This is a genomic window from Desulfoluna sp. CLI2B, from assembly GCF_056847375.1.
On the sequence record NZ_CP186557.1, the window covers coordinates 2,699,292 to 2,725,764 of the forward strand.

A 26,473-nucleotide genomic window follows, 5' to 3' on the forward strand; every position below is an offset into this window, starting at 1 on the left:
CGAATTACGCCCGATACGTCGGTATGCGCATGGAAACCCGCTGCAAATAGTCGCGGGTTTCTTTGTGGGGCAATTTCCGGACAAGCACCTTGTAGACCTTCTCCGGCGGCATGCTGTTGATCTTCTTTGCCGCCTTCTCGATGTTCGTGGTGCCGATAAAGGCCCGCGCCACGTTGCCCGCACCGGTGTTGTATGCCGCAATCACGCAATACAGCCGGCTTTCCGGGTTCTTGACGGACGCCAGGTAGCGATCATTTAAAATATAGAGATACGCCACGCCCATGGCGATGTTGTTCCGCCCGTTGTAAAGGTACGACGGAGAGAGCACCACATCTTTGCCAAGGACCACTTTGGAGGCGTCCCGACCGGCACTTTTGGGCACGATCTGCATGAGCCCGTAAGCCGGCACATAAGAACGCGCCATGGGATTGAACGCACTCTCCGTCTCCATGACCGCCAGCACAAGGGCCGGGTCCACACCGCGCTTGGAGGCCTGCCTCTTCACGTCAGACAGATAGGCCCTGGCCTTGACAGCCCGCCCCGTGGACGGAATCTTCACTTCCAGGGTTACCACATTGGCCCCGGCCTGTTTGGGGGCTTTCTTCACGGCCGTTGTGGCCGTTCCCATCAGCCCGGCCATGGACGCATCGATCTCCTTGTCGGAGGGGCGAAGCTTCCCCGTCACCATGTCGGCCACGATGGGATGATTCCCCACCTCGGCCTCCTTCAGTTGCGAGGAGGTCACCTGCTTTTTCAGCTTCTTCTCCACCCCTGTGGTAAACTGATCGGCCTTGTACGCCCCCTTGGCGCTTTGGTTCATCAGGTCCTTCAAGTGCCCCTCAAGGACCTTCTCCGGTTTCTTTTCCGATGCGGGGACCACCGCGCTGACCTTGATGACCCCCTTTTCATAGTCCACGACCTTCTTCACCTTGAAATCGGAGGAGTAGCCCACGTAGGTTTTTTTCGTGGAGACCTCGGGCACGCCCCAGACCTTGAGAATATGTCTCCGATACGATGCAAACTCCTCATCAATGATGGTTTTGTAAGCCGCGAACTCATCGTCGATGCCCGTTTTGTAGCGCTCAAAATCCGCTTCATCGGATTTAAAGGCTGCAAACTCACTCTGGGCGTCCGACATCCCTTCGGCCCATGCCGAGGCCGTCACCCCACAGATAAGGGCAACACAAAGGGCCAAGGCAGCCCCCCGCAGGGCGGCTGCACACCGTACATTCATTTTGAAACCACCCATACAAACAGCTCCTCGGTTACAGGGTCCTTCCAGGATGCCCTGACAACAGCCGTCACCGTCTGGTTGTCGACAGTCTGGAAACTCCAGCTTTCCATGCTGGTACTCGTTCCGGCCCTGGTGCCGGTTGTGCCCACCAGAGACACGTTGCTGATGGTTGTCCCCTTCTGCATGGCAATTTCATCAAGGGCACGCCGAATGGCCTGCTTCCTCTGGGCACTGTAGCCGTTAAGGTGAGGACGGCAACTGCCCACACCGGCCATCGTCCCGCCATCCGACGGATTCAGGATCCATGCCGGGGGATGTGTGGCAGGTGCCGTTGCACCGGTGCATCCCCCCAAAACCAACAGACAGGCCATCATACCCACAAGCACATATACTCGTTTCACACCGCATCCTCCCATGTGATGCACGTCCGCCCACGCGTCCGGACGATCCATATTTTGCCCGAGCATTCGGGCCCCCACCCCGCATCACAAAACAAAACACCGCGCCCGTGAACAGGTATCACACACGCGGCAAAAAAAATCCGAAGGACTCCCCCCTAAGGCACACCATGATTCGTCCTTAGTCGGTGCTCACCGGTGTTCGATTCCAGCCGGCGTGTCACACAAGCCCTCCTCCCCCCTCTATCACATCCACCCAAGGAGGAAGGGCTTTGGCAACCCTCCCCCCGTCGTGGAATCATCCGATCAGCAGCACCCGAAGGTGACTACATGCTGCCGAACTCTTTTTCGATCTCTTTGTCCAGCTCTTCGTGGCCTTTTTTGGCCTGGAACTTCTGCCAGAGGGCCTTGTCGTTCTTGTAGCTGGTCACGGCTGCCTGCTTCATGGCGTCGGCAACACCGGCAACGGCTTCGGGCTGAAGAGCCACAAGCACGTAGATCTCCTCATTGGCCTTGTCCAGGTGAACGTTCTTGATCTGGCTTCCGGTGAGGTCCACCTTGGCCACCTGCTTGGATACGTTGGTGAACACCTTGTCCACGGTGGTGTCGTCGCCGACGCCGGTGGTTTCGGTGAAGTTCTTGATCATGTTCTTCACCTTGACGTTGATGCTGCGAGCGATCTCGTCACGGGCATTGGAGGTTGCCTCAAGCTTGGCAAAGCTCATCCCTGCAGGGCCGATCTTTGCGGAACCCACAGCGCTGATCCCGCCTTCAGGGGGCATCAGGACCCAAGAGGGAAGATCGCTGGGCGCAACCTGGGGGCTGCTCTGGCAACCGGTCATCACAAATGCACAACATACCACCAGCAGTACCGCTGTCCATACTCGTTTCATCGTCTCATTCTCCTTTGTGTAATTGATGGGGCAGTCCGGTATCATTTTCGAGACCACCTCCTTTTCACGGCATCCTTGACCAGGGTCATAGCTGTAACGCGGAAGTCGGTTACTGCCAGTTCCGGATTTTCACCACATCGGGATTCCGTCGTTTGTATTTAGGCATCGCCATACCGGCCGATGCGTTGATATACGTCGGGTCACAAACGATATACTTCCTGTTGTTCATCACCACGTAATCTCCGGGTACGTTGTCGTTGAACCGAACCGCCGTTGCCACATGGCCGGGGTAGTTGAGCCCCACCACGTCAAGCTTGAGGATCCGGCGCACGAGGTAAGCAAAAAGAAAGGATCGGTCCTCGCAATCCGAATAGGGGTACCAGATGGTCTCCTCGGGGAGCATGTACTTTTCATGGCCGAGCTGATCATCATCGGTTTTGTAGGCGAAGGCCTTCTGGGAAAAGCCCAGGAGGTAATCCACCGCCTCCTTCTCGCTCTTGCCCTCAAGTTTTTCCTTCAATTCCCTGACCATGGAGTAGTTCAGTTCATCGGAGGTCAGGGCGTCAAAGTAAATCTTGATGTTGGTCTGGGGATAGTACCGGTAGTAGTCTACCAGGCTCTTGTTGTACGAGACCTTAACGGACTGGGGTTCTCCTCCGTACTCAAAACGAAGCTCCTTTTCCGTGATCTCTGGCTTCAGGGCCGGCACCTTGAGGAGCCGGTAATCCATCAGGCGATCTGCCTTGGGGTACTTGCCCTTGTATGTATAAAGCTTCCCCAGCTTTTCCCTGCTGCCGTCAAAGGTCACGGCGTAGTACCGGGTGCCCTGGAGGGTAAGGTACGATACGCTGTAAAGGGTGTTTCGCGACGGAAGCAACAAATAGACCCGATCATCGGAATACCCCACCCGGGCGTCGTACCCGCTCTTGACGGACATAAACCAGGTGAACAGGTTGGCCAGGTCCCGGTCGTTGCCATGCACGGCCAGGCCGCAGGTAAAAAGAAAATTATGGTAGCCCCAGTCATTGAGACCGAGGTCGCCGGACATATCCTGGGCCTGGGACAAAAAGGTCTCAAACTGCGACGACTGGCTCATGGCTTCCCAGTAGGCTGCGATGGCCGGTTTGAGCGGAGGCGCAAGGGGCGCCTCGGGAAAAGAGAACTCGCCGCGGAACAGGTGGTTTGCACCGAAAAAAGAGACGGAAAGCCCAACAGGGATCATCTCGGGCTCTACGCCGGAGGGCTCGTCAAAGGGTGAGGGCTCTTCCGGAACCTCAAGAACGTCCGGTTCGGGCACAGGTACCACCACTACAGGGGGCTCTGCCGGGGCCGGTGTAACGCCCTCTTCCCCGTCCTCACCGGGAACAGCAACGGGCTCGGGGGGCAGAGACGGCGGCAAGGCAGGAAGCACGATCTCCCCCACAGGCGTGGCAGGTTCAGGGGGTGTTTGTACCCCCTCCTCTTCGCCCTCGGTCAGAGGGGCCGGTGGCTCGGCCACGGGGATGGCCGACGGCTTGGGGATACTGTCCCTGACAACCCCGCGGGAGGCATCGAACTCCGCCCACTGGGCCTTGAGAAAATTGACGAATTCTGCATCCCGCTCATCGCGATACTGGGCAAAACTGCCCATTTCACTTTTGGCAAAATCTTCGAATTCATCGGCCGAAAGCGGCATTGCTATCAGCAACGCCAGTGCGACGAGACAACCGGTGCGTATGCGTATGTTAAATGAAGCCATAATATGAAAGTCTCCGTGTATGGAAGATGGCAGGAGCCATGGTGTTTTCTTCATTGTCTGTTTTTAAAAAATACATGAACACGCCCCTGTTTTCAATGGCCTTTCGCGCTGCCTGCCGGCCCGCACTGCGGGCATGACAGCCTTGCCACTTACCCATATATTTACCACAGGAATCCGGTGGGGGGTTGTGAGTGGGATCACAGGGCCAAAAGATATCTCGACCCTTTGTTCCCACGGGTTTCGCTGCGCCGGGGAAGGCAGGACGCAGTGCCCGGAAAGGGCACCCCCGGCAAACGGACGGAGTGCATCACGCAGCGGCTTTCGGGGGCTGCTTTTTCCATCGGGAGTGCATCCAGATCCACTGCCTGGGATGACGGCGAATCATGGACTCGTATACGTTGGAACAGGTCTGGGTGTTTACCTGAGCATCGACGTAAGGCTCATCGGTGTGTTGAAGAGAAAGAGGCGACTGACACTCAATGGTATAGGTATAGTCGTCATTGAGACGAATAAACACGGGAACAATGGGAATATCATGCTCAACCGCCATCATGGCGGGGATCACCGCGGTGTGGGCAGGCTTGCCGAAAAAATCCACAAAGACCCCTTTCACCTTGGTGTCCAAGTCAAACAGCATGCCGTACACACAGCCGTTATTCAGACCGTCAAGCATGGTCTTCAAGGCATTTCCGCGTGCGGTATTGGAATAACCGGCCCCGTTGCGGTATCCCACGATAATGGCATCGAGTCTCGGATCATAGGACCGTTTGGCGATGACGCGCAAGGGAATCCCCTTTTGTACCAGCCAGGTCCCCATGAGCTCCCAGTTGCCGAAGTGTCCGGTCTGGAGCAGGACCCCGTTGCCCTTGGCCACGGCATCGGTAAGATAATGAAAATTCTCAACCTTCACAATACGATCCAGCCCCTGACGTACCAGGTTTGGCAATCGCACGGCGTCTGCGACACACACGGAAAGGTTGTCGAATACGCCCTTGGACAGGCGGATAATCTCCTTTCGGGACATCTCACTTCCGAAGGCACGTGTTAAATGACGAAGACTCTTCTTTCGTTCATGGACAGCAAGGTACCAGGCAAGACGCCCGACACCCCGCATCAACAGGATAGAGGCACGCCGGTTAAGCGTCCGAAGCAGAGTGATGAGAGCCAAAATGGCGTAGTAGATGATATCATTCTTGATCTTTTTCACGAAACGCTTGTTCATTAAATCGTCCAAACCATGCTGAAAATCCTAAAAAAACAATGCCGCACGCGGCACCGGGTCGTTGCCGTTGACGCAACGATCCATGTCGGACACAGGCATATCACAGCCGACTGGTCAAGGAAACTCCCTTTGTATGGTCCCTGCAACCAGGTGTTCAAAGGTCAGCGTCCTTGGCATGGCCAGACTTCGAAAATAGAGCACCCCCGCTGTTTTCTCTCCGGGCGAAAGCTTGCCCTGAAACCCGGTTTCCATGACGTTGTTATATTTCAAGCTCTTACCGTTCCGGGTCTTGAGGGTAAAAAAGTCCGGATTGATATACAGGATTTCATCGCTTGTGTTGCGAAGCCAGATGGTGATTTTCCGTTGCTTCTTATAAAGGCTTTTTCCCAGGCCTTCATCACGAAGGGCCATCTGAAGGCTTCCGTTGCCTTTGTAATAAAGAAGGTCTGCGTGGATCACTTTGGCTCGAAGCTCTTTGAATGCCCGGTTTTGGGGGTAAAACCCCACAGCCTTTTCTATAAGGGAGACAGCCTCTGCACTCTTTGCCGCATCGTTCTTCCGGCTCTGGTAAAGCCGAAAGGCCTTGTCATGGCACTGCCCTGCCAGGCGTTTTTTGTAAAATTCCTGTTTGGACCTGTAAAATGTGTTGGAGGGTGCCAGCGCAACGAGACGGGAAAAGAGCGTGTAATTGGTTTCAAACTTCCAGGCAGGAACCGCAAGCACCCTGGCGTAGGTCTCCTTCTCTTCCAGATACCGTTTCAAGGGTTCAAGCTCTGCCTGAAGGGGCTCGATATCGAATCGATCCAAAACGGCCCGGGCCTCGTCAAACTTTTCCGAATCGGCAAAGGCTCGCACCTCTGCCCCGATGGCCGCACGGTTCCCGGTAAACTCATCCACCAGGGCGGCTTCAAGCTTCACCCGCGAGCGCTGTGCCCACTCAGACTTAAGAAAAACGCCCCCCTTCCATGCAAAGGGCAGAGCGACAAGAAGCAGAACCACCCCCAGGGCCAGCCCGTACCATTTCGGTGGAACGGCCTTCATCCGGGTGCCTATTCCCCCAAGCCCTTTCAGGGCGGACTCGCTTTTTCCCGACAAGTCAACGTCCCGCCAGGCGGCCTTCACCTTTTCTCCGGTGGACCTGACCCCGACCAAGGACTCGGGCTTTGCATCGGGCACATAAGGAGAGTACCCCGCCCCCGTATCAAGGGGCGCCTCACCCAGGTCATCAAGAACAGGTACCGTGGAACCGGATAAGCCCGAGGCCTCAGCACCGCCTTTTCCGTCCATCCCTTTTAGCTTGCTGAATATGACCCCGCACCGCACACATTCGATGGCCTCCCTGGCGTTTCGAAAGCCGCACTGAGGGCACAAGAACACGTCTGAGTAAAAATCCGAAGGGGTGCTCTCCATCTCAAGGGATGTTTCAAGGGGGCCCGAATCGTTGGGTTCTGAAGCCGCAGCGGTCTCCTCTTCCCGGGCCATGACAAGGGGCCCTTCTTCGGGTTCGTCTATGCCCAGCTCCCGCCGCAGCTCTTCCTGCTGAAGGCGATAGCGCTCCATGGCCTCCTTGCTGCGCTGTTTTTCAATGGCAATGGACTCAGCAGAGAGGGCCATGTCCGATCCGCAGGCAATGCACTCCACATCCTCCGGGTCATTCAGATATCCGCATACCGGGCATTTCATCCCATTTGTAGAACTCGACATAGTCACCTGTGGGGTACCGAGGAGTATAGATTAAGGACTTGTAATGGTAACGGCCAGCTTGTCAAAACAAGCTAAACGTACAACAACTGGACCCATAGCGCAACCGAGATGGCCCTGAGGCCCGACCCCAACCCGGCCGTCGCGTCCACCCGCCCTTCGGACATCATGCCTGCTTGTGCAGCAAAAACTCACAGCCCTTTTCGGTGCACTTGCAAACCGAGACGGATCCCCCTTGAAATTATCTATTTTAATAGAGTAAATATATATTCACGAGGTTGGGTCACACATTCCCTGGACAGATCACGCATCAAAACACCTGATAAACGGTAGAGCAGATAGAAAAAGCACTTTATATAGAGCCCTCTACTGGCCGTAACCATTTTAGCTATCGGATTTTGTAAAATATGAACGTTCATGTTGTCACATATTCTTCAGAGTGGAAAACCTGGTTCGAAGACTTGTCATCTAAGCTATCGTATGCCCTTCGGGACATCTCATGTCGCATTGAGCATGTCGGGAGCACCTCTGTCGAAGGATTAGACGCCAAACCAATCATAGACATTGATATTATCTTAGATGATTTCGATCGTTTTGAGTCTGCAAAGAAAGCACTTGAAGGAATCGGTTATTACCATAGAGGGAATTTAGGCCTCGAGGGGCGGGAAATGTTTCAAATCAGCAACCCGATACATCCCCACAACGCATATGTATGTGCCCCTCATGCGTTAGCAGTCAAAAATCACCTTATTTTCAGAGACCACCTGAGAGGTCACCCTGAATCTGCCAAAAGGTATGCACGACTCAAACATGAACTTGCCGAAAAGTACCCCAATAATGTAGATGCCTATTGCGAAGCAAAAACGGAATTTATCTCAAGCATTCTGTCTCAATATGATTTTTCCTTTACTGAAATATATGCAATAAAAAAAGCAAACGAAATAGAGTAACCGGGCTTCCCCCCTGCCTCCACGCAACCCGGATCAATATGACACTCACATCGGATGTATACCGTGCGCCCCACAAAGGCACCCAGATCATAACAACTTTTTTTAACATTCAAATCAGCCACACCGGCGAGGTCTAAACGGACGTTCTACACCACGCCCGTCTTCGACACCCACTGGGTGAAGCATACATACGTCATGTACCGCATCACCGCACCAGGCAAAAAGCAGGGAGACATAAAATTGACGACGACAACACTCGAACCGGCAAGTATCAATGATTCCGAAGACCTCAAAGCCATGAGTGTGGAGGCGTTCACAACTGACTATGATCAGTACGGTTCTTACCCACCGGGGATTGAGTCGTTGGCCTGGCATCAATCAGAGATTAAAAAAGGTCATTATTACAAAATTCTATTCAACGGCGACCTTGTTGGTGGCATCTGCGTGATTCCATCGGATGGTAAGCGAATCGAAATAAAGTACTTTTTCATCCGTGGGGAATATCAAGACAGACGAATTGGCTCGACGACCTTAGGACTAATCGAAAAACAGTATCGCAACGCAGCAGAATGGGTACTGTCAACACCTTACAAATCGTTTCGAAACCATCATTTTTATGAGAAAAACGGCTATACCAAAACGGGCGAATCCCAGCCAATCCCCAACAATCCGTTCAGGCTTTTTGAGTACAGAAAAATAATCGAGAAGACAGAATGACGGCACCAGGCCTGCACATTTGACTTTTTTAATCTGCCACATATATGGTGGCAGGAAAACGAATTTGCCCGACATAGAGGGCGTGCCTTATGAGGCAAAACAGGATCATGCCAGTGTTCTCCAAAAGCAGTGCCGACGTTTTTTCAGTGCTCAACATCAGTGGGATATGACCAATGCCTGACATCCAATTCATCCCTTTAGAGGAAAACGATATCGATGGCCTGACAGGCCCCATGACAAGGGCCTTTGAGAACGATGCCAAGATGTATGACGGTATCGAAAAAGGCGGTCCCCCGGGCTATAACGATGGGTCGTTCCTTCAAAAATGGGCCATTGATGATCCAAAATCAATCGCCTATAAAATCGTCCTTGAAGACAAAAGCGTTGGCGCCTTTATTATTTGGTGGGTTGAGCAAGGCATGAGCATTCTGGGCGCACTTTTCATCGACCCCTGTTTTCACAACATGCAGATCGGGCGGAAAGCCTGGAACTTCATTGAAACAAGGTATCCATCAAAATGCTGGAGACTTGAAACGCCCACCTGGGCCACAAGAAACCACTACTTTTACGAAACGGTGTGTGGCTTTCAAAAAACTGAAATCAGTCATGATCAACAAGTTTTTGTCAAAAAGAAGGAACCGACAATTATGCCGACTGGGTCTTTTCCTTAAACCGATAGACTCGCGCAATGAATTTCAACCCACCGCCGGGTATGACGTGCCCTGAGCCAACAGCATACGGAGCCTGACATGAAAAAAGCATTCATTATCATCCTTATCGGCTTGGGGGCTTACGGGGCTTTTACTCGGTTCAATATCCCTTTCTCCATCAAGCCCCTCTTTTCCCTCTTCACATCCGAGGTGTCTTCAAGCGATGAAGCCCTTCAGAGAGCATTTGATGAGAAGCTCAGCGGTATCCAGGTCGGTGGCTCGGGTAAAGTGATCACCATGCTGCCCGACGACACCAAGGGAAGCAGGCACCAACGCTTTGTTGTCCGGCTTGATTCCGGCCAAACACTTCTGATTGCCCACAACATTGACCTTGCCCCACGCATTGACGCGCTCCGGGTCGGCGACCACATCAATTTTTACGGTCAGTACGAGTGGAACGCCAAAGGGGGCGTTGTTCACTGGACGCATCATGACCCCAGCGGGCGTCATGAAGACGGCTGGTTGAACCATGGAGGCAAACTGTACCGGTGAGCCTGATCCCTGCAACAACCCAGCCAGGGTTACCCTTCGCCCCGCATCCCGCCAAATGACTTCATCCAGGCCAGCCTTGTCTTAAGTTAGTACTTATGTTAAATCGTTTTCTGGCCGGTAGTATTCCCTCTTAAAGGACGTATCGACGAAGATCCTGCCCGTGCCGGGCATACAAGCCCGTGGGTACCAGCGTCGGCAGTGACGAATGTGTCGTAATGATTTGGGGAGAGAGATGAAGTTCAGAATATGCACAATCATGGTTGCAATGTTGGCGATCGTCGGATGTTCGACCTTCGATATCAAATCAAATGCTAATGCCGACAATGAACGGAAAACAGCGTTGCTGTACGACAAATTGATCGAAGGTGAGGCACCGAACACCGCCCAACTCACCCTTTTTATGTCTAAAATACCCAAGGGCGGCGACCTGCACAACCATTATTCAGGAAGTATCTACGCGGAAACATACCTGGATTGGGTGGAGGACGCCGGTTACTGGATAGACAAAGAGACACTTCATATCAGCAAAGTAAAGACGGATACCAGTCTGTCTGTTGATGAATTACGTTCCGACACCAGACTCTACCGGACCCTTTTAACGTTCTGGTCAGACAAAGACTACCACAACCATTACCACTCACAGCCGCCCCCCGACCAAAACTTTTTCGACACCTTCGGTTACTTTGGTCCCATCGCCCAAAATTACAATCAAGGGCTGATGATTTTAAAAGAACGGGCCATCAAAGAAAATGTCAGTTTTATCGAGGTGATGCTTAAATCCGTTGGTTATTCGCTTGCGGATACGTCCTTCGATAAACACATCAGACAGGCCACCGGCCATACGTCCAACTGGGCTCTTTTTGACGAGCTGTCCTCAAAAATAGATGCAGATGATGGGCTTAAGACGAAAGTCGACGCATTCATCGCCACATTGAACGCGGCTCATGCGGGCATAGATGACGACCAATTTATGATGCGTTACCAGACATACGCATCACGAAACAGCCCGCCAAGCATCGTCTTTTCCACACTTTACTCAGCCTTTAAAGCGGTTGATCAATCCGACCTCCTTGTTGGCGTCAACATCGTCGGCCCTGAGAACGGTGTGGTTGCCATCAAGGATTACGCCTTGCACATGCAGATGTTTGCATATTTGCATGCAAAATTCCCGAACGTTAACAGGTCACTGCATGCGGGGGAGCTGACCCTTGGCATGGTGCGTCCCAAAAATCTCACCTTCCATATTTCCCAGGCAATACAGGTCGCCAAGGCCCAGAGGATCGGACATGGTGTGGACCTGCCCTATGAAGAGGACCCCGTTGGTCTGTTGCAGGAAATCAAAGACAACGCTGCCGTGGAGATCTGCCTCACAAGCAATGAATTTATCCTGGGCGTCAAGGGCAACACCCACCCGTATCTTATCTATTCCGCCTACGGCGTCCCGATGGTTATCTGCACGGATGATTCCGGGGTTTCCAGAAACAATTTGACCGGTGAGTACGTGTTGCTGGCGGAACGGTATAAGCCCAGCTACAAAACGATCAAAGCGTATGTATACAACAGCATTCACCACTCTTTTCTTTCAGAAGAAGATAAAGATTCATTGCTCCGGTCCCTTGACCTTCGCTTTGAATCCTTCGAAGCCGAGATGTCTGAGTATTCCGCTTCAATGATGAAATAATCCGTGCTGACGGGATGGGCCCCTTGAACCCTATATGCACGTGTTTTCGCGGACACTGCTCTGGAGACCATCCCGTCAAAACCCGCCGGGCCCGCCGCATGACAACAACACCCCAACCACAGGTACCCCATGATGAAAAAAACACTTCTTTTACTCTCTGTCTTATTGGCCTTTGGCTGCTCTTCCATGGACAACAAAACCGTCACATCGGTCTTAACGCCGGATTGTCTCGGAGATACGGACATTCCATCGGCATTAAAAGACCAGTTCAGAGAGGCAGAAGACAGTGTGTTATTGGATCTTGCACTGGGAGCACCCGACAAGGGCAAACTGTGCTGGGGCCAGGTGTATGTGGCCAAAGAAAATTCAGACATTACCATCTACCGAGCGTGGAACAGCACAAACCCGCACAGCAAAATGGGCCAGTGGTGGTCCTTCAGCAAGCCCACGGGGCTGGTCTCCGCCTATCGCTCGGGTTGTGAAATCTGCTACCAGTGGTCCCCATTAGACAAACTGGTGGTGGGCAGGTTGAAGCCCGGAACAAAAATCGTCGTAGGCACCGGACAGTCCGCCAAGTGCTCTGAATACCTCACCTACCCGGTGTCCGATGAGAAGCAGATCTTTATCAAGGACGCAGACACATCGGTGGAAACAACCTCCGATTACGACCTGGTATTCAAGTGGCGATAGCCCCACGCTCAGAGACCGAATGGTGCGTCCAGAGCCCTCCGCTGGCCACAAACCCTGCGGAGGCAAGGAGAGAGCAGGCCGCCTTGTTCTCCGGATCCACGTCGGCCACCAGGGGGCAATGGCCATTGCAGTCGGTGGTATGCTGAGTCAACGCATCCAGAAGCTCACGGCCCAGGCCCCGGCGCCAGAACTGCGACGAGAGCCAGCCCCCCGCCTCCACACGATCCTTGCCGAAAGGCAACAGCACGCAAAACCCCGCCAGTTCGCCGGTCTCACGTATCCGAACGGAAAAGGCTGCCTGTGAGGCATCTTCCAGGGTGGAGACCAGCCACTCTCCGGCAGACGCAGCCGAGTCGATGCCCCGTGAAAACCTCCAGACGGACGGCGAGTCAAACCCCGTCTCCATGCCTGCGACATCCGAAGGGACAAAGGGAGACACGGCAAGGCGCGGGGTCCGGAATCCGTCCGGGCACAGCCCGGACACCGGATAAAGCTCTCTTTTGATCAGGTTGAATCCCATGGTCACTTTCCTGTAAAGCGGGGCTCTCGTTTTTCAAACATGGCCGCAAGGGCCTCTTTGTGGTCTTCGGAGCCGTGGCACTGGGCCTGCATCAGGGCGCAGGTTTCCAAAAAATCAGGCAGCTCCGTGTTCCGACCCATCTTGAGAAGCCGCTTGGTCATGCGCAGGGCCCGGGGCGGCTTGGCCGCAATGGTTTCGGCCAGGGCCGCAGCTTCCTTCATCAGGGTTTCGTGGGGCACCACACGGGAGACCACCCCCATCTCCAGGGCGCGCTGGGCGTCGATGACCTCTGCGGTAAAGGCCAGTTCGCAGGCCTTGGCCATGCCCAGGACCCGTGGCAGGAGCCAGGCCCCGCCGTCACCGGGGATCAACCCAACATTGAGAAAAGTCTCCCCGAATGTCGCCCGCTCCGAGGCGATACGGAGATCGCACATGAGGCTCAGATCGAACCAGCCCCACAGCCGGTGACGCAGCTGCTGCAATAACCGGGATCTCCAGGGTTTCCATGGCCAGGGGGATTCGCTGGACATGGTTCTTGTACCGGGCCACCAGCTCCGGCCCCTCCCCTGCAAACATGCCCTTTTTCCCGGCCATGTCCTTGATGTTGCCCCCGGATGAAAAGGCCGGATCGCTTCCCGTCAACACCAGGACGCTGATGCCGGGATCTTTGTTGACCTCGTCCACCAGCCTGCATAGGTCCTCCACCATGGTCTCTCCGGTGATGGCGTTGCGACTCTCCGGGCGATTCAGGGTTGCCGTCACAACCCGCCCGTTTTGCTCCACGCAAATGTCGGTAAACCCGTTCATGGTCTCTCCTTTCCCATCAAGTGAGCCTTTCCGGTAACCCGCCGTGGCCGGATACATGGCAAGCAGGCCGTGAAATATCCGGGCAGATGTGAGGCCGGGTCGTTGTCTCAGACACTGTAGCAAACCAGGCCCCATATTTCACCGAAAATGAAAAACCTCGCGCCATCAAGGAGTTGTGACATATGGCCTGGAAGATGCAGCGGGCAGGGCCGTGCCCTCACCTTCCAGAAGAGGCCGATGCATTTTTTCATGACAGAAGACTTGACACCGAAAGAATCTCCGATTAAAAAGCGTAAGCTCGCAGCATGGTGCTCTTTTGTCGGCACCGGCTCAGGGTACCCGTCATCGCGCGGGTTTTTTTGTGCCTGGAGAAAACCTTACGGTGCAACTCCCTTTGCCGCACTCAGCGGGAATGCCCTGCGGCGGGCTCCGCCATGGCAGACCATGGCGGATCGTACAACGCCCAAGGAGAACTGCCCATGCTGCACCCCGTCGTCAACACCCCCGAATGCGCCATTCACCGCATTGAAGACCATACCCCGTCAACGGTCAACCGACTTGTTGTCTCCACCCCGGAAACACGTGCCATCGCCAACGATCCCAGAGTCATGGGAGTCGACTACACCCGTCGCCTCAAGGCCGCCTGCACGCGTGTTCTGTCCATCCTCAACACCGAAAAGCGAACCTGCCTCACCGAAGACGAAACCATCGTCTTTGATATCCTCCGCGGCGGACTCAACTTCGGCCTTCGGGAAGCCCTGGCCGACGCCTTCGGATGGAACCGCCACGGTTGCTCCTTTATCAGCGCCCAGCGCGCCCGCGTGGACGGTGATCCCGAGAACTGGCACATCATGGAGAGTGAATACAGCAAGGTCTACATGCCCAAAACCGCCAGCATCGTCATCGGGGATGTGGTGGCCACCGGCACCAGCCTGGAGCATGCCATGAAAGCACTGGTGGCCGAAGCCGAAAAGCAGGGAACCGCCCTGCGATCCATCGTCTTCTTCACCTTCGGCGGGCCTCGCGCCGAGGAGATCCTGGAAGCGGCCGATGCCATGTGCCGCAAACGGTTTCCCTCCTACGAAGGCACCACCCTCATCTACCTGGAAGGACGCTTTGTGGTGCCCACGGAGGATACGCCCCTCACCATCAAAATCACCGGCACCGACCTCCTGCGCAAGGGCGCCCTCATGGCACCGGAGTTCATCGAGTCCCAGTACGAAGACCCCTCCTACCCCATCCAGCGCTGCGCCATTTACGATGCGGGTTCCCGTGCCTTTTGGACCCCGGAGTACATCGCGGACCTCACAGAATACTGGGGCGAAACCCTGGCCCTGGCAGAAAAAGGCATGGGCTTTGCCGAGCTGCTCGAAGAACGCTTCCCCGAACTCGACGCGGACCGGTTTGGCGAAGTGAACCTGACCGATATCTGCCGAAAGCAGATATCACAGCTTGACGCCTGATAGGGATAAACGCCTCCGGCAACCCTGCCGGGGGCCAAACCTTTGAAAAGTTTGACAAACAGGCATTTAAAACAGAACGAGTCCTGAGGGTTACGGTAACCTCCACGCATCATGACGATTCGTTTGCAACCGAAACGTTTTTGCGGCTTGTCACGGGTAAAGCCCGTCAGCAAGTGTGACGTACCTGAGGAACGAAGGCACGGAGCATTTGCGAACCCGGGGTGCAGGTGATTCATCCCCTGCCTGCCGGAGGCACGCTTTTGTCCATCTTTTAGGAGAAACAGATGAAGAAAGACCACACAACAGACGCTGATTTCGCCCTCACCCATGTCGCCGATTCCCACCGCAAAGGGTTCTGGCCCATGCTGGTGGTGATGCTCGGCTTTACCTTTTTTTCCGCCAGCATGTGGTCCGGCGGAAAGCTCGGTACCGGGCTCACCGCCTGGCAGCTCATCGCCACGGTAATGACCGGCAACCTGCTTCTGGGCTGCTACACGGGCCTGCTTGCGGCCATCGCCGCCAAAACCGGTCTCTCAACCCATTTGCTTGCCCGGTTCTCCTTTGGGGAAAAAGGCTCTTACCTCCCCTCCTTTCTCCTGTCCATCACCCAGGTGGGCTGGTTCGGCGTGGGGGTTGCCATGTTCGCCCTGCCCGTCCAGAAGGTCACCGGATGGAACATCCACGCCCTCATCCTGGCCTCGGGCCTTGTCATGACGGCCACGGCCTGGTTCGGCATCCGCGCGCTGACCATTCTTAGCTTCATTGCCGTGCCCTCCATCGCCGTCCTGGGCAGCTTCTCCGTGGGCAAGGCCTTCACCGATTTCGGCGGCCTGGACGCCTGGTTTTCCATGGTCCCTGCCGAGCCCATGGGCCTGTTCACGGCCATCGGCATCTGCGTGGCCTCCTTCATCAGCGGCGGCACCCTCACCCCGGACTTCACGCGGTTTTCCAAGAACACCAAAACTGCCGTCTCCACCACGGTCATGGCCTTTTTCCTCGGCAACAGCCTCATGTTTCTCTTCGGCGCCGTGGGCGCGGCTTTCTACCAGCAGGCGGATATCTCCGACGTGCTCCTGAAACAGGGCATGATCGTCTGGGCCATGGTGATCCTGGGGCTCAACATCTGGACCACCAACGACAACGCCCTTTATGCCTCAGGCCTCGGTTTCTCCAACATCACCGGCCTGCCCAAAAAATGGGTGGTCCTGGCCAACGGCGTGGTGGGAACCCTTGCCGCCCTTTACCTTTACAACAACTTCGTGGGTTGGCTCGCCTTTCTGAACACCATGCTCCCTTCCATTGGCGGCATCCTCATCGCAGACTACTTCATGGTCCGCAAGCGCCTCTATGGCCACCTGGATAAAACCCGATTCGAAACCATTCGCCCCACCGCCATCCTGGCCTGGGCCGCAGGCGTGGCAGCCGCCAGGGTGATCCCCGGCATCGCCCCGGTCAACAGCGTCCTGGCCGCCGTGGGTGTCTACCTTGTGGCTGAACATGTGATGGGACTCATCAAGAACGGCGAGAGGCCTGAAAGCGAAGCGGCTTAGTTCATAAGCAAATCAGCGACACACATAAAATGCGAAAAACCGATGCCCGCACTCCCGTGGGCATCGGTTTTTTTATGGCTGATCACGTCTGAAGGCCTTTGATCCGGCGGCTAACAGATCAAAAGCCCTTGGGGTTGTTGAAATTTTTATCAAGAAAACTGCCTTCAATATTGTTCGCCATTTCTACAAAACGAGTGGAAGGCAACGAAAAGGACACCATGTCTTCAGGAACAAAATTCCTGACCATGGGCTCCATGAACCCGACGATACTCCTGGGATGTTCCTGAAATTTTTCATTATAGGGAAGCGTAAAGACAGACTGGCACCCTGAGCAATTGGGAATCAACACATTGTCCATCAAACTGGCCGTGCTGTCGTAGCCTGACAGGGTGACAAGCTTTGTCAGGTTGGTGAGGTCTGCCGGAAAAATGTTCACGACCTCAATTTCCCTGTTTTTATCGATCTTTTCGACTTGTTCCATATACAGATACTTTTCTTTTGGCGGCTGGATAAGGGTTGCCGACTCACGGGTATATGCCTTTGAAAGCTCGAGATTCTTAAAAAACCGTTCGGTTTCCGCTAAAAATACGCCCCCGTCATCTTCCAGTTCTGCAAAGCCAAAATATTCCGTCGAGCCGGTGCATGCCTTGCCGTTATCCTCTGAAAACCGGATTCTTTTCCCCTGTTTCATCATCATTTTCAGATACATGAACATGCAGACCCATCGTTCCTTTTGATAAACAAACGAGTCTTCTATCTCTTCAGGTGAAAAATACCAGCCGATGGCAGGGTAATTAAAAGACACGACTTCTGAAAATTTCCTCAGGCTCTCTTTTACTATTTCTGAATTCATTTAAGATTCCCCTTGTGTTTAAAAGTTGATATCTATTATTTCAAAAGACATGCCAAAACATAAGGACCTGTAAATACGATAAATATCGAGACGCATTTTTCAAAACCACGATATTAAATGGCTTTCAGCTACTAAATTTCGTGGCTACATGATAAACTATTTAATATCGTGGTTATTTTGTCTGGTTCACGTAAAGGGGGTTTAGATGACGGTTGATAAACACCAATTTTTCCGAAATGTAACGCTAAGCCTTTGCAGCAGCCTTGACCTTGAAAAGGCGCTCTTTAAGTGCTTTCAATATATCAGGAAATACATCCCGGCAGATGGTCTTCAATTCGATATTACCGAACCTAACGGCGCCACAGTCAGTATTGTCAGGGTAACAAAAGAAGGGGTCGAAATTCAGGATATTCTTATTCCGTTCTCACCTGAATCCATAGAAGAAGAGCAACGGTATTTTGAGAAAAAAGAGAATAAAAAAATTGACGATGTCCTGATTTTCAATGCACCGAACATAAATCCCATCAGTAAGGATTTTGCCAAAGTCCTTAACCTCAAGGAAGCATCCAATCTTGTCCTGCCGGTGGACTTTGAGGACAGTTTCCCTGCAACGATTTCCCTGTACTCTTTTTCTCAACATGCCTACACAGCAGACCATGCAAAGCTCTTTTCAGCAGTAAAGGAGCCATTTTCGATGGCCATGTCCAATGCCCTGAGGCACCGTGACGTACAGAACCGCTCGGAAAATTTCAAAAAAGAGACCCAGAGGCTCTACCTTGAACTGATGAAAATCTCGGGGGATAAAATCATAGGCGCGGAGTCCGGCTTAAAAGAGGTCATGACCCTTGCCCGGCATGTGGCTGAAGTGGAAAGTCCCGTGATGCTTCTTGGGGAGACAGGCACAGGCAAAGATGTCATTGCAAATGCTATTCACCAGTTTTCAAAAAGACACGAAGGACCGGTTGTCAAGGTTAACTGCGGGGCTATCCCGGAAAACCTTATAGACTCTGAGCTTTTTGGCCATGAAAAAGGCGCGTTTACCGGTGCTGTTTCCCAAAAAAGAGGAAAATTCGAACGCGCTGACTCCGGCACTCTTTTTTTAGATGAAGTCGGCGAGCTCTCCCTGGTTGCCCAGGTCAGGTTGTTACGGGCTATCCAGTTCAAGGAAATCGAACGCCTGGGAGGCACCCGAACAATCCCTGTGGATACACGTATTATTGCTGCAACCCATCGAGATATGGATGAGTTGATTAAATCCGGCACATTTCGTGAGGATCTCTACTTCAGACTAAACGTTTTTCCTATCCACATTCCGCCGCTAAGGAAGAGAAAAGAAGATATCCCGGCCCTGGCCCATTACTTTATCGAAAAAAAAGCCAAAGATTTAAATCTTTACCCGCCTCAAAGACTTGCCCCCCGGGCCATGGATCAGCTGATGGACTATGACTGGCCCGGCAATGTACGAGAACTTTCGAATGTCATCGAAAGAGCGTTGATTCTAAACCGCAACACCCCACTCACCTTTGATCACCTGCATATCAATTCTGCCACACGTAACGCCTCGGAAATCCCGAGGGATAAAAACGATGATGACATTATCCCCTTTGATGACATGATTTCACAATACATCGTCAAGGTGTTAAAACGCACAGGCGGGCGCATAGAAGGCCCCAATGGCGCTGCAAAACTCCTGAACATGAAGCCGAACACCCTGAGAAGTAAAATAAAAAAGCTCAACATCCGGTTCCATAGAGCAAAAGCCAAAAAGCCCTCATAGAGTTGGGACGTCGCCGCAAGGGATACCATTCCGTGAACCGCTTCATGGACAACATGCCGTCCACGCCCCTCCTCAAAATTTTTTCTCCACCACATCCCTCTTGCATTGTGGCCATGCAAATCCAGCTCACCCAGGCTTCTGTGATCGTCATTTTCGATGATTGAATCATCAGAAGAGGAACGGGTTCGATTGGCACCAAGCCTTCGGCGTCAGTTCCCGTGGGGGTAAACCCGGGAATTAAAAAACGGGGGTCCTCACCTTTCGATCCCGCCAAACCACCTGAGTGGCGGGAAGATTCCCACGTCTATAGAGCCTGATCGCCGATTCATAGCGATCTGTTTTTCTGCAAAGCCAAAACAAATTATTCTAAAAATAAGCAAAAAAATTAACAATGCTATTTTAGCATGTTAGTTCCCCGGGAGACTCTTTCAAAGAGGATAGTATCAAATATGCATGCCTGCCCCCTTCTCTCAAGCGACCGTTTCTGGTAGCTGAAAGAAAGAAATGAAGTGAATGGGATCCAGTACACGGAACCACCCTGTACCCTATTGATATATTCCCCGGCAGATCAACATGTGCTGTTGGCCCCGGGAAACAGGAACACAGTGATAGTAAGAAGGAAATGCAGTGAAAAGTTATCGTCTTGAGCATGATTGCATCGGTGAAAGAGAAGTCCCCTGTGAATGCTATTACGGCATCCAGACCCTGAGAGCTGCTGAAAACTACAAAATCAGCAACATTCCCATCAGCCATTATCCCCAGCTGATCGACTCCCTGGCATATATCAAAATGGCCGCAGCCCAGGCCAACTGTGAGCTGGGGTTGCTGGAGGAAGACAAGTCAAAACACATCACACTGGCCTGTGAAAAGATCCTGGAAGGGAAATACTACGATCAGTTTGTGGTCGACGTGATCCAGGGCGGTGCAGGAACCTCCACCAACATGTGCGCCAACGAGGTCATCGCCAACCTCGGCCTGGAAGGCATGGGCCACCGCTGCGGTGAGTACGAGTACCTGCACCCGAACATTGATGTGAACATGTCCCAGTCCACCAATGACGTGTACCCCACAGCCATGCGTATCACTTTGATTGCCAAAATACGCCAGCTTATCGAGGCCATGGCATTTTTGAAAAAGTCCTTTGAAAAAAAGGCCGAGGAGTTCAAGGACATCATCAAGATGGGGCGTACTCAGCTCCAGGACGCCGTGCCCATGACGTTGGGACAGGAATTTTCCGTATACGCCGTGATGCTCGGTGAAGACATGATGCGCCTGCAGGAAACCACGGACCTGGTGCGTGAGATCAACATGGGGGCCACCGCCATCGGCACGGGCTTGAACGCCCACCCCGAATATGCGGATCTGGTGACGGAAAAGCTGTCCGAATTGCTGGGCATCAACCTGATCAAGGCTGAAAACCTGGTGGAAGCGACCCAGGATACCGGAGCGTATGTCCAGCTTTCCGGCGTGCTCAAGCGTGTGGCGGTGAAAGTCTCCAAGATCTGCAATGACCTGCGCCTGATGTCTTCCGGCCCCCGTTGCGGTTTCAACGAAATCAACCTGCCCCCCATGGCCCCGGGGTCCTCCATCATGCCGGGCAAGGTCAACCCCGTTATTCCCGAAGTGGTCAATCAGGCCTGTTTTTATGTAGCCGGTGCGGACATGACCGTCACCATGGCCTGCGGGGCCGGTCAGCTGGAACTCAACGTCATGGAACCGGTGATCGCCCACAGCCTGTTCAGCTCTCTCATGTACCTGCGCAACGCCTTTGAAACCCTGGCAACCCGATGTGTTGACGGCATCACCGCCAACGAAGACGTCTGTCGCAACTACGTCCGCAACAGCATCGGCCTGGTCACGGCCTTGAACCCCTATATCGGCTATGAAAAGTCCACAGAAGTGGCCCACGAGGCCCTTGCCTCGGGCACGTCAGTGTACGACATCGTCCTTGCCAAGGGGTATATGAAAAAAGAGGACCTGGACGACATCCTCTCCCCTGAAAACATGATCAAGCCCCGGTATTTCCATAAAAAAGACTAACAGAACAAAAAGCCCCCGGCGGATTATGACCGGGGGCTTTTCCCCTAATGTATAGACGCCTTCTCACAGTCAAACACTTACCCCTTCTGTCCCACGTCTGTGCAAGTCATCCGGCAACATAGCCCCAGAACAGTGTGTGTGTGAAAAAGGCATAATAGCCTGAAAGATTCAGGATAAAATCCGGTGAGTCCGGCAGGCACAGCCGTTGGAATTCTGACAAGTCATCGGATGACAGCTCACGCTCTGCATCCGGCCAGCGCATTTCAATCAAGTCCGTCAACGCTGTTCGTATTTCATGGCTGAGGGGGGCACAGAAACTATCAGTAAACGTTTTTACCCTGGGTTCCTTTAAGCCTATGTCACGAAACCACCCCAGTGCACGCAGGAAGTGCGTCTCTGGTTTCTTCCCGTGTATAAAAGGAGCAAGTCCACCCGATGTCGCTCTCAGACGGGCTTCCAAGCGAGGGTATCCAGGAAGCAGATTTTCCGAAGACCAGCCAGATATTGCCACAATGCCACCGGGCTTCACCACCCGTGAGAGTTCTTTCAACAACGGCAGCGGCTCCAAAGGAGCATACCCAATGCAGTCGGCACTCCATGCCCAATCAAAGGTATGATTGTCGAAGGGAAGAGTTGTCACATCCCCTTTCTGAAATGAAATCCTTTGTGAAAGACCTGCCTCTGTCACAAGTGCTTCCCCTCGACTCAGTAACTCCGCAGATAGATCAAGCCCGGTGACATGGCCGGTGGGTCCTACGGCCTCGGCCAACAGCAAACTCTGAAGACCGATCCCACACCCCGCATCCAGTCCCCTGCTTCCGAAAGGAAGCTGTATTGTCTCGATCACGCCGCGAAGAGTCGACTCTCTCAAGGGATTGGCCACCAAAAGGCTACGGATATATGAATCAGTATCCACTATATGCCTCATGATATGTTAACCACCATTATTTGAGTTGGTTAAACAATGTGCCAGTCGACCATCAAGCCAACGCTTCTAAGCAGCCAAACGCTTATTTCCGTCGGCTGCATTCGCATCATTAAATCAAAAAGAGAACATGACAAAATGATGAAGCCATGCCTATCTCTGTTGAGATCATGACGCACCGACATTGTTCTATTTCAATGTCAATCCGCTTCAATCATGCCCATCTCTTTCAAGAGTTCCATGACAATTGAAATCTTTGATCCTGCCATGGTCCCACCAAGAGAAAGCATAACAGAGCAGGTTTCCATAATCTCATCTCGTGTTGCCCCTGCATCAATCGCCTTTTGTGTCTGTCCTAAAATACACCCCTTACAGCCCATCACAATGGCGGCACCCATTGCCATCAGCCGCTTGGTCTTCGTGTCCAGAACGCCAGGCTCATACGTTTTCTTGTAATGGGCTTGGTAGAGCTCTCCCTGCTCCCCTTGCCAGTCGATCAACTCCCAGAAATTATCACTGATCTGGCTGTACTCGTCTTTCAATTCCCCCATTATATATTCCTTTTTTAAGGTTTGAATACTTGAGCCAAAGTGTCGAATGTGGAGGTGTAGCCCCTTCATTAATATTGAATGATAAACTCATCCTCGTCGTTTAAATGCCCTATATGTTTTTCATCATTACTTCCGGGAAACAGTTTACACCAAACTGGTCACAGTTCATGCACCCAAAGCTCGGTGAATCTTCTCTGTCGATTACCAAAAAACCTTGAGTTTTGAAAAAACCGGGAGCCCTTGCACACAAGTATAAATTCTTAGCACCTACTTTCTTGGGTGGCAACAGACCTTCACAAAGAAGCTGTTTACCTACGCGTTTATTCCTGTAATCTGAGTCGGTTGCTATACCTTCAAGAACGTATACACCTTCCCTCATACCCAAAACGCAACCTCCAATGAGCTTCTCATCATCAACGGCTTCCCAATATTTGACCATCGTCTCTGGAATTTCTTTATCCTTTTCTGTAAATTCTAAGCCATTTTCAATAAAAAGTTTTATTAGCTCGGCGTATCGATCTGATTTGCAGATGGTTACCATTCCTTGTATCCCCTTTAAAACATAATGCTACGCTAAGGGCTCAAAAAGAAAAGTGAGTAACGAGCGCAGCTTTTTACCATGCCTTCCAACATGTAGTACTACGACAATAAAAAAGGCTATTATTGATAGCTACTTTTTAAATACCTTAAGAAATAGAGATAACCCCAAGAACAACCATACAAAGCCATTGGTATAAGAGTGAATTGGAAACCCCATATACAATGTAAATTCAGGTTCTCTAATAAAATAGCTGCACCCTATGCCTAATAAAACAGCGGAAAATAAAAAATATGCAATAGCGGTGTTATTGGTAATTTCTGAACTGAAAAACTGATCTATCTTGTTTCTATATCTTTGAGACTTAATGATAATATGGTCAAAAATGACAATAACCAGAAATATACCGAATAGACTGAAGCCGATTACGACTAAAGCTTTCATCCGAAGACTGTTCCCATATCAGTGCTGTTAGTATAGTTGACTTATAATGTTTGATAATGATTTTTAAAAGGACTTAAGGGTTGCAAATCCGACCCCCAAGTTATCGCTTCAGAAATGCGTATCAAAAATCGATAGGTCAAGTTTGTAATCCACAAAATGATTAATTGCATGAATAAACGTGCCGGGGATGATTTACTTGTCGAATCTGTAAACAATAAAAACCGATTGGGATTGAGAATAACTTTTGAATCATGCCAGGCTTACCTCGTTGGTTTACCCAGAGGAGAGACAGTAAATACGAGTCATAAATGCATATACATCTTAAAATATAACTTATTCAACAGGATCAACCCCTAAATCAGCGGCGCGTGTTTTTTGAACCCACTGAAATTGACTGTTAATGGATTACGTTGGCCATGCTATGTCCTTATGGGTTTTATGATGCAGTTTAAATTGTTTAGTTTTTAATTTGCCGCAATTTACTGAATAAGTAATCGAGAAAAATATGGCGGGCTGATTATTCCATGCCTCTATGTCGAAGCTATCCGAGTCAAAAACAGGCAATTGGGTATAAAAATACTGGGTGTCCCCTAACTTTTGATCCAGGCTGACACTTTTATTCATAACAACGGTTTCTTCTGGTTTCAACTCTGTTTTTAAAGAAACGTTTTTTAGATAAACTTGCCCTTGCTTCTTGTCTAAAATGCATATCCACCCTGAAGAATGAGAATATGACCGTGAGAACGTTCTGAAATTTGGTACAATGATGACTTCCGCATTGGATAGCCCTACTATCTGACTATATTTACCATGATTTATGCTATTTCTCATTTCATGAGTGGGCTCATGGCAATAGTCGTCGATCTCCACAATGTGACAAGAACAAAGCAACGATAAAAGTATAAGCGTTGGATAGAATTTCAAATTCAATCCCATACCTTTTAGATGAGGAATTTTTAAAGTGAAGCGAAACACGAGCACAGCGTTAAAAAACCCCCTCTCAATTTATTTGTTATCTTTAAGATCATCAAACCGAGTTCGAGTGTCCAGTGACCGAATGAGATTTCCCGAATCTGAGCTTGATACTGTCAATTGATTGTGCTTGCTAAAAAACGATCCAATAATTGGAATCAATGATAAAAAAACAAATGATGCTTTAAATGAAGAATATAAAGCTTCTAAAAAATATCTATTATTTTCCGAAAATTCTATCGCGGCCTCTTTTGACAGCCATAATGAATAAAGGATCAGTACTAAAAACACGCCAAAAACGATAAAGATTTCTAAATCATTGGTTTCAATGTTGTATCCCTTCAAAAAGTCTTTTAAAACCATCAGTAGAGACATAAAGACCATTGTAATACCGGCAGAAAGCCAAAACAGTATGAAACTGTAAATGCCTTGTACCATTCTTTTCACAAGCGGGTTTGATGGCTTCACTTATTTCCTCGACATAAATGACAACTATCATCGAACAAAACAATCCGACAATCCGTCCAATTCCTGTTTTTCGCACCCTGCGGGAGTGGCGTTTACCTCTCCAAGCATCAAGCAATCCCCTTAAAAAAACCACAACACGGGGCAACGCCCACCACATGTATTCAAAGCAGTCATCCCTCTAAGCGCCATTAATTTCTTACTCTGTGACCAGTACAAATGCAAGAGTCTAATTGGATATAAAAAAACAAGGTCTATGGAGCTAATCAACGAAGGATTAAACGTGGGAAGACAGAGGACAACCATATTTGGTGAGGCTTTATGCTATAGGATTACCCTTACGGCTTGACGGACAAACAGTAAGGGTAATCCATTTTCGAGGTGTTTTCACAAGGGCGACTTCGCCACCCTTACCCCGGAGGTTTGTTTTTATTTGACCTTCTACCCCGCGACCATCAACACGGCAAGACCGCACAGAACCACGCCGCAGCCCCGTGATATGGGGTTCTGGAATCGCTCGTAGCGGGTTCTGAAGGCGGGTCTGTCCAGGAGCATGGAGAAAAGCGTCCAGACAACGATGGCTTCGACGATCAGGGCAAGGCCGAAGAGGGCTCGGATGGCTGTGGGGGTTTCAGGGGCGAGGAGCTGAGAAAAGACGCTGAGGACAAACAGGGTTACTTTGGGGTTAAGCAGATTGCAGAAGAGGCCGTCTCGAAAGGCTTGGCCAAAGGGGGCCGAGGATTTCTCACTGGCATCGAAGGTGAGGCCGGAGTTACCGGTGAGGCAGCGGATTCCCACGTAGAGGATGTACGCGGCCCCGGCGTACCGGATGGTGTTGAACAGTAACGGGCTGGTGCGGATAATCACGGCAAGGCCTGCAACGGACAGGGTCACGTGCACGGTGAAGCCAAGGCAAATGCCCAGGATACAGGCCATACCGGCCCGCAGGGACGCGGTGGTGTGGCGGAAGATCAGCATCATGTCGGGTCCGGGGGAGAGTTGGGCGGCCAGGGCCACCCCCAGGACGACCACAAGGGATTCGAACATTATCGGGTACTCCGTGTTGTCATGGTTGGGTAACGGTTCAGAAGAAAAAAAAGGATAGCCCAACGTGATCATGATGTAAAACGCATACCCGGAAT

26 protein-coding genes are annotated in these 26,473 nt (G+C 51.7%); 10 read left to right on the forward strand and 16 right to left on the reverse strand.

Annotated features, from left to right (window positions below; genetic code table 11):
- Positions 1–4: 4 nt before the first annotated feature.
- From ACOYW2_RS12745 to ACOYW2_RS12770, 6 genes are all read right to left on the reverse strand, one after another.
- Complete coding sequence (locus ACOYW2_RS12745) at positions 5–1,249, reverse strand: transglycosylase SLT domain-containing protein (protein ID WP_482770647.1); 1,245 nt, start codon at positions 1,247–1,249, stop codon at positions 5–7.
- Complete coding sequence (locus tag ACOYW2_RS12750) at positions 1,231–1,635, reverse strand: hypothetical protein (RefSeq protein WP_482416021.1); 405 nt, start codon at positions 1,633–1,635, stop codon at positions 1,231–1,233. The genes ACOYW2_RS12745 and ACOYW2_RS12750 overlap by 19 nt, the downstream gene beginning before the upstream one ends.
- Before the next feature lie 323 nt (positions 1,636–1,958).
- Positions 1,959–2,525: an LPP20 family lipoprotein gene (locus ACOYW2_RS12755; RefSeq protein ID WP_482416020.1), complete on the reverse strand. Its 567-nt coding sequence runs from the start codon at positions 2,523–2,525 to the stop codon at positions 1,959–1,961.
- A gap of 109 nt (positions 2,526–2,634) precedes the next feature.
- The gene (locus tag ACOYW2_RS12760) at positions 2,635–4,263 is read right to left on the reverse strand and encodes a hypothetical protein (RefSeq protein ID WP_482770648.1); all 1,629 of its coding nucleotides are present in this window, start codon (positions 4,261–4,263) and stop codon (positions 2,635–2,637) included.
- Positions 4,264–4,570: 307 nt separating this feature from the next.
- Positions 4,571–5,485 (reverse strand): lysophospholipid acyltransferase family protein, encoded by a 915-nt coding sequence (locus ACOYW2_RS12765; protein WP_482416018.1) that lies wholly within the window; start codon positions 5,483–5,485, stop codon positions 4,571–4,573.
- Positions 5,486–5,599: 114 nt separating this feature from the next.
- Entirely contained in the window at positions 5,600–7,126 is a 1,527-nt protein-coding gene (locus tag ACOYW2_RS12770; RefSeq protein ID WP_482770649.1) for a hypothetical protein, read from the reverse strand.
- A gap of 467 nt (positions 7,127–7,593) precedes the next feature.
- Here ACOYW2_RS12770 and ACOYW2_RS12775 point away from each other — a divergent pair, with 467 nt between their 5' ends.
- The 6 genes from ACOYW2_RS12775 (at position 7,594) to ACOYW2_RS12800 (ending at position 12,426) form a co-directional block, all read left to right on the forward strand.
- A complete protein-coding gene (locus tag ACOYW2_RS12775) occupies positions 7,594–8,136 on the forward strand; it encodes a GrpB family protein (protein WP_482770650.1) in 543 nt (180 codons plus the stop codon).
- Between the two features lie 195 nt (positions 8,137–8,331).
- On the forward strand, positions 8,332–8,853 hold the full coding sequence (locus tag ACOYW2_RS12780; protein WP_482770651.1) for a GNAT family N-acetyltransferase: 522 nt from the start codon (positions 8,332–8,334) through the stop codon (positions 8,851–8,853).
- Between the two features lie 173 nt (positions 8,854–9,026).
- Positions 9,027–9,524, forward strand: a complete 498-nt coding sequence (locus tag ACOYW2_RS12785) for a GNAT family N-acetyltransferase (protein ID WP_482770652.1) — start codon at positions 9,027–9,029, stop codon at positions 9,522–9,524.
- Between the two features lie 78 nt (positions 9,525–9,602).
- Positions 9,603–10,055 (forward strand): DUF3465 domain-containing protein, encoded by a 453-nt coding sequence (locus ACOYW2_RS12790; protein ID WP_482770653.1) that lies wholly within the window; start codon positions 9,603–9,605, stop codon positions 10,053–10,055.
- 232 nt (positions 10,056–10,287) lie between these two features.
- Positions 10,288–11,736 carry an amidohydrolase family protein gene (locus tag ACOYW2_RS12795; protein WP_482770654.1) on the forward strand — a complete coding sequence of 483 codons (1,449 nt, stop codon included), beginning with the start codon at positions 10,288–10,290 and terminating at the stop codon, positions 11,734–11,736.
- A 288-nt stretch (positions 11,737–12,024) separates the two neighbouring features.
- Positions 12,025–12,426 carry a hypothetical protein gene (locus ACOYW2_RS12800; protein WP_482770655.1) on the forward strand — a complete coding sequence of 134 codons (402 nt, stop codon included), beginning with the start codon at positions 12,025–12,027 and terminating at the stop codon, positions 12,424–12,426.
- Here ACOYW2_RS12800 and ACOYW2_RS12805 read toward each other — a convergent pair.
- From ACOYW2_RS12805 to ACOYW2_RS12815, 3 genes are read right to left on the reverse strand one after another with little or no spacing between them, the layout of a single operon-like run.
- On the reverse strand, positions 12,413–12,946 hold the full coding sequence (locus ACOYW2_RS12805) for a GNAT family N-acetyltransferase (RefSeq protein WP_482770656.1): 534 nt from the start codon (positions 12,944–12,946) through the stop codon (positions 12,413–12,415). The two genes, ACOYW2_RS12800 and ACOYW2_RS12805, sit on opposite strands and share 14 nt — an antisense overlap.
- A gap of 2 nt (positions 12,947–12,948) precedes the next feature.
- Positions 12,949–13,380 carry an enoyl-CoA hydratase-related protein gene (locus ACOYW2_RS12810; RefSeq protein ID WP_482423244.1) on the reverse strand — a complete coding sequence of 144 codons (432 nt, stop codon included), beginning with the start codon at positions 13,378–13,380 and terminating at the stop codon, positions 12,949–12,951.
- Positions 13,304–13,753 carry an enoyl-CoA hydratase-related protein gene (locus ACOYW2_RS12815; RefSeq protein WP_482770657.1) on the reverse strand — a complete coding sequence of 150 codons (450 nt, stop codon included), beginning with the start codon at positions 13,751–13,753 and terminating at the stop codon, positions 13,304–13,306. The genes ACOYW2_RS12810 and ACOYW2_RS12815 overlap by 77 nt, the downstream gene beginning before the upstream one ends.
- A 479-nt stretch (positions 13,754–14,232) precedes the next feature.
- On the opposite strand from ACOYW2_RS12815, the gene ACOYW2_RS12820 reads away from it, so the two are divergent.
- On the forward strand, positions 14,233–15,216 hold the full coding sequence (locus tag ACOYW2_RS12820; protein WP_482770658.1) for a phosphoribosyltransferase: 984 nt from the start codon (positions 14,233–14,235) through the stop codon (positions 15,214–15,216).
- A 284-nt stretch (positions 15,217–15,500) separates the two neighbouring features.
- Complete coding sequence (gene codB, locus ACOYW2_RS12825; protein WP_092209949.1) at positions 15,501–16,766, forward strand: cytosine permease; 1,266 nt, start codon at positions 15,501–15,503, stop codon at positions 16,764–16,766.
- 118 nt (positions 16,767–16,884) lie between these two features.
- Here the strand turns inward: codB and ACOYW2_RS12830 are convergent, their stop codons facing one another.
- Positions 16,885–17,619, reverse strand: coding sequence for a DUF169 domain-containing protein (locus ACOYW2_RS12830; protein ID WP_482770659.1), 735 nt, complete (start codon positions 17,617–17,619; stop codon positions 16,885–16,887).
- 205 nt (positions 17,620–17,824) lie between these two features.
- Here ACOYW2_RS12830 and ACOYW2_RS12835 point away from each other — a divergent pair, with 205 nt between their 5' ends.
- Positions 17,825–19,396, forward strand: coding sequence for a sigma-54 interaction domain-containing protein (locus ACOYW2_RS12835; RefSeq protein WP_482770660.1), 1,572 nt, complete (start codon positions 17,825–17,827; stop codon positions 19,394–19,396).
- A 627-nt stretch (positions 19,397–20,023) separates the two neighbouring features.
- Positions 20,024–21,436: an aspartate ammonia-lyase gene (gene aspA, locus ACOYW2_RS12840; RefSeq protein WP_482770661.1), complete on the forward strand. Its 1,413-nt coding sequence runs from the start codon at positions 20,024–20,026 to the stop codon at positions 21,434–21,436.
- 106 nt (positions 21,437–21,542) lie between these two features.
- Here aspA and ACOYW2_RS12845 read toward each other — a convergent pair whose 3' ends face one another.
- The 6 genes from ACOYW2_RS12845 to ACOYW2_RS12870 all read right to left on the reverse strand — a co-directional run bounded on the left by ACOYW2_RS12845 (position 21,543) and on the right by ACOYW2_RS12870 (position 26,378).
- Positions 21,543–22,352 (reverse strand): class I SAM-dependent methyltransferase, encoded by an 810-nt coding sequence (locus ACOYW2_RS12845; protein WP_482770662.1) that lies wholly within the window; start codon positions 22,350–22,352, stop codon positions 21,543–21,545.
- Between the two features lie 209 nt (positions 22,353–22,561).
- Entirely contained in the window at positions 22,562–22,912 is a 351-nt protein-coding gene (locus tag ACOYW2_RS12850) for a carboxymuconolactone decarboxylase family protein (RefSeq protein WP_482416003.1), read from the reverse strand.
- Between the two features lie 109 nt (positions 22,913–23,021).
- Positions 23,022–23,453 (reverse strand): GNAT family N-acetyltransferase, encoded by a 432-nt coding sequence (locus tag ACOYW2_RS12855; protein ID WP_482770663.1) that lies wholly within the window; start codon positions 23,451–23,453, stop codon positions 23,022–23,024.
- 846 nt (positions 23,454–24,299) lie between these two features.
- Positions 24,300–24,764: a hypothetical protein gene (locus ACOYW2_RS12860; RefSeq protein ID WP_482770664.1), complete on the reverse strand. Its 465-nt coding sequence runs from the start codon at positions 24,762–24,764 to the stop codon at positions 24,300–24,302.
- 135 nt (positions 24,765–24,899) lie between these two features.
- Positions 24,900–25,334, reverse strand: a complete 435-nt coding sequence (locus ACOYW2_RS12865) for a hypothetical protein (protein ID WP_482423253.1) — start codon at positions 25,332–25,334, stop codon at positions 24,900–24,902.
- A gap of 438 nt (positions 25,335–25,772) precedes the next feature.
- Positions 25,773–26,378 carry a LysE family translocator gene (locus ACOYW2_RS12870; RefSeq protein WP_482770665.1) on the reverse strand — a complete coding sequence of 202 codons (606 nt, stop codon included), beginning with the start codon at positions 26,376–26,378 and terminating at the stop codon, positions 25,773–25,775.
- Positions 26,379–26,473 lie beyond the last annotated feature (95 nt).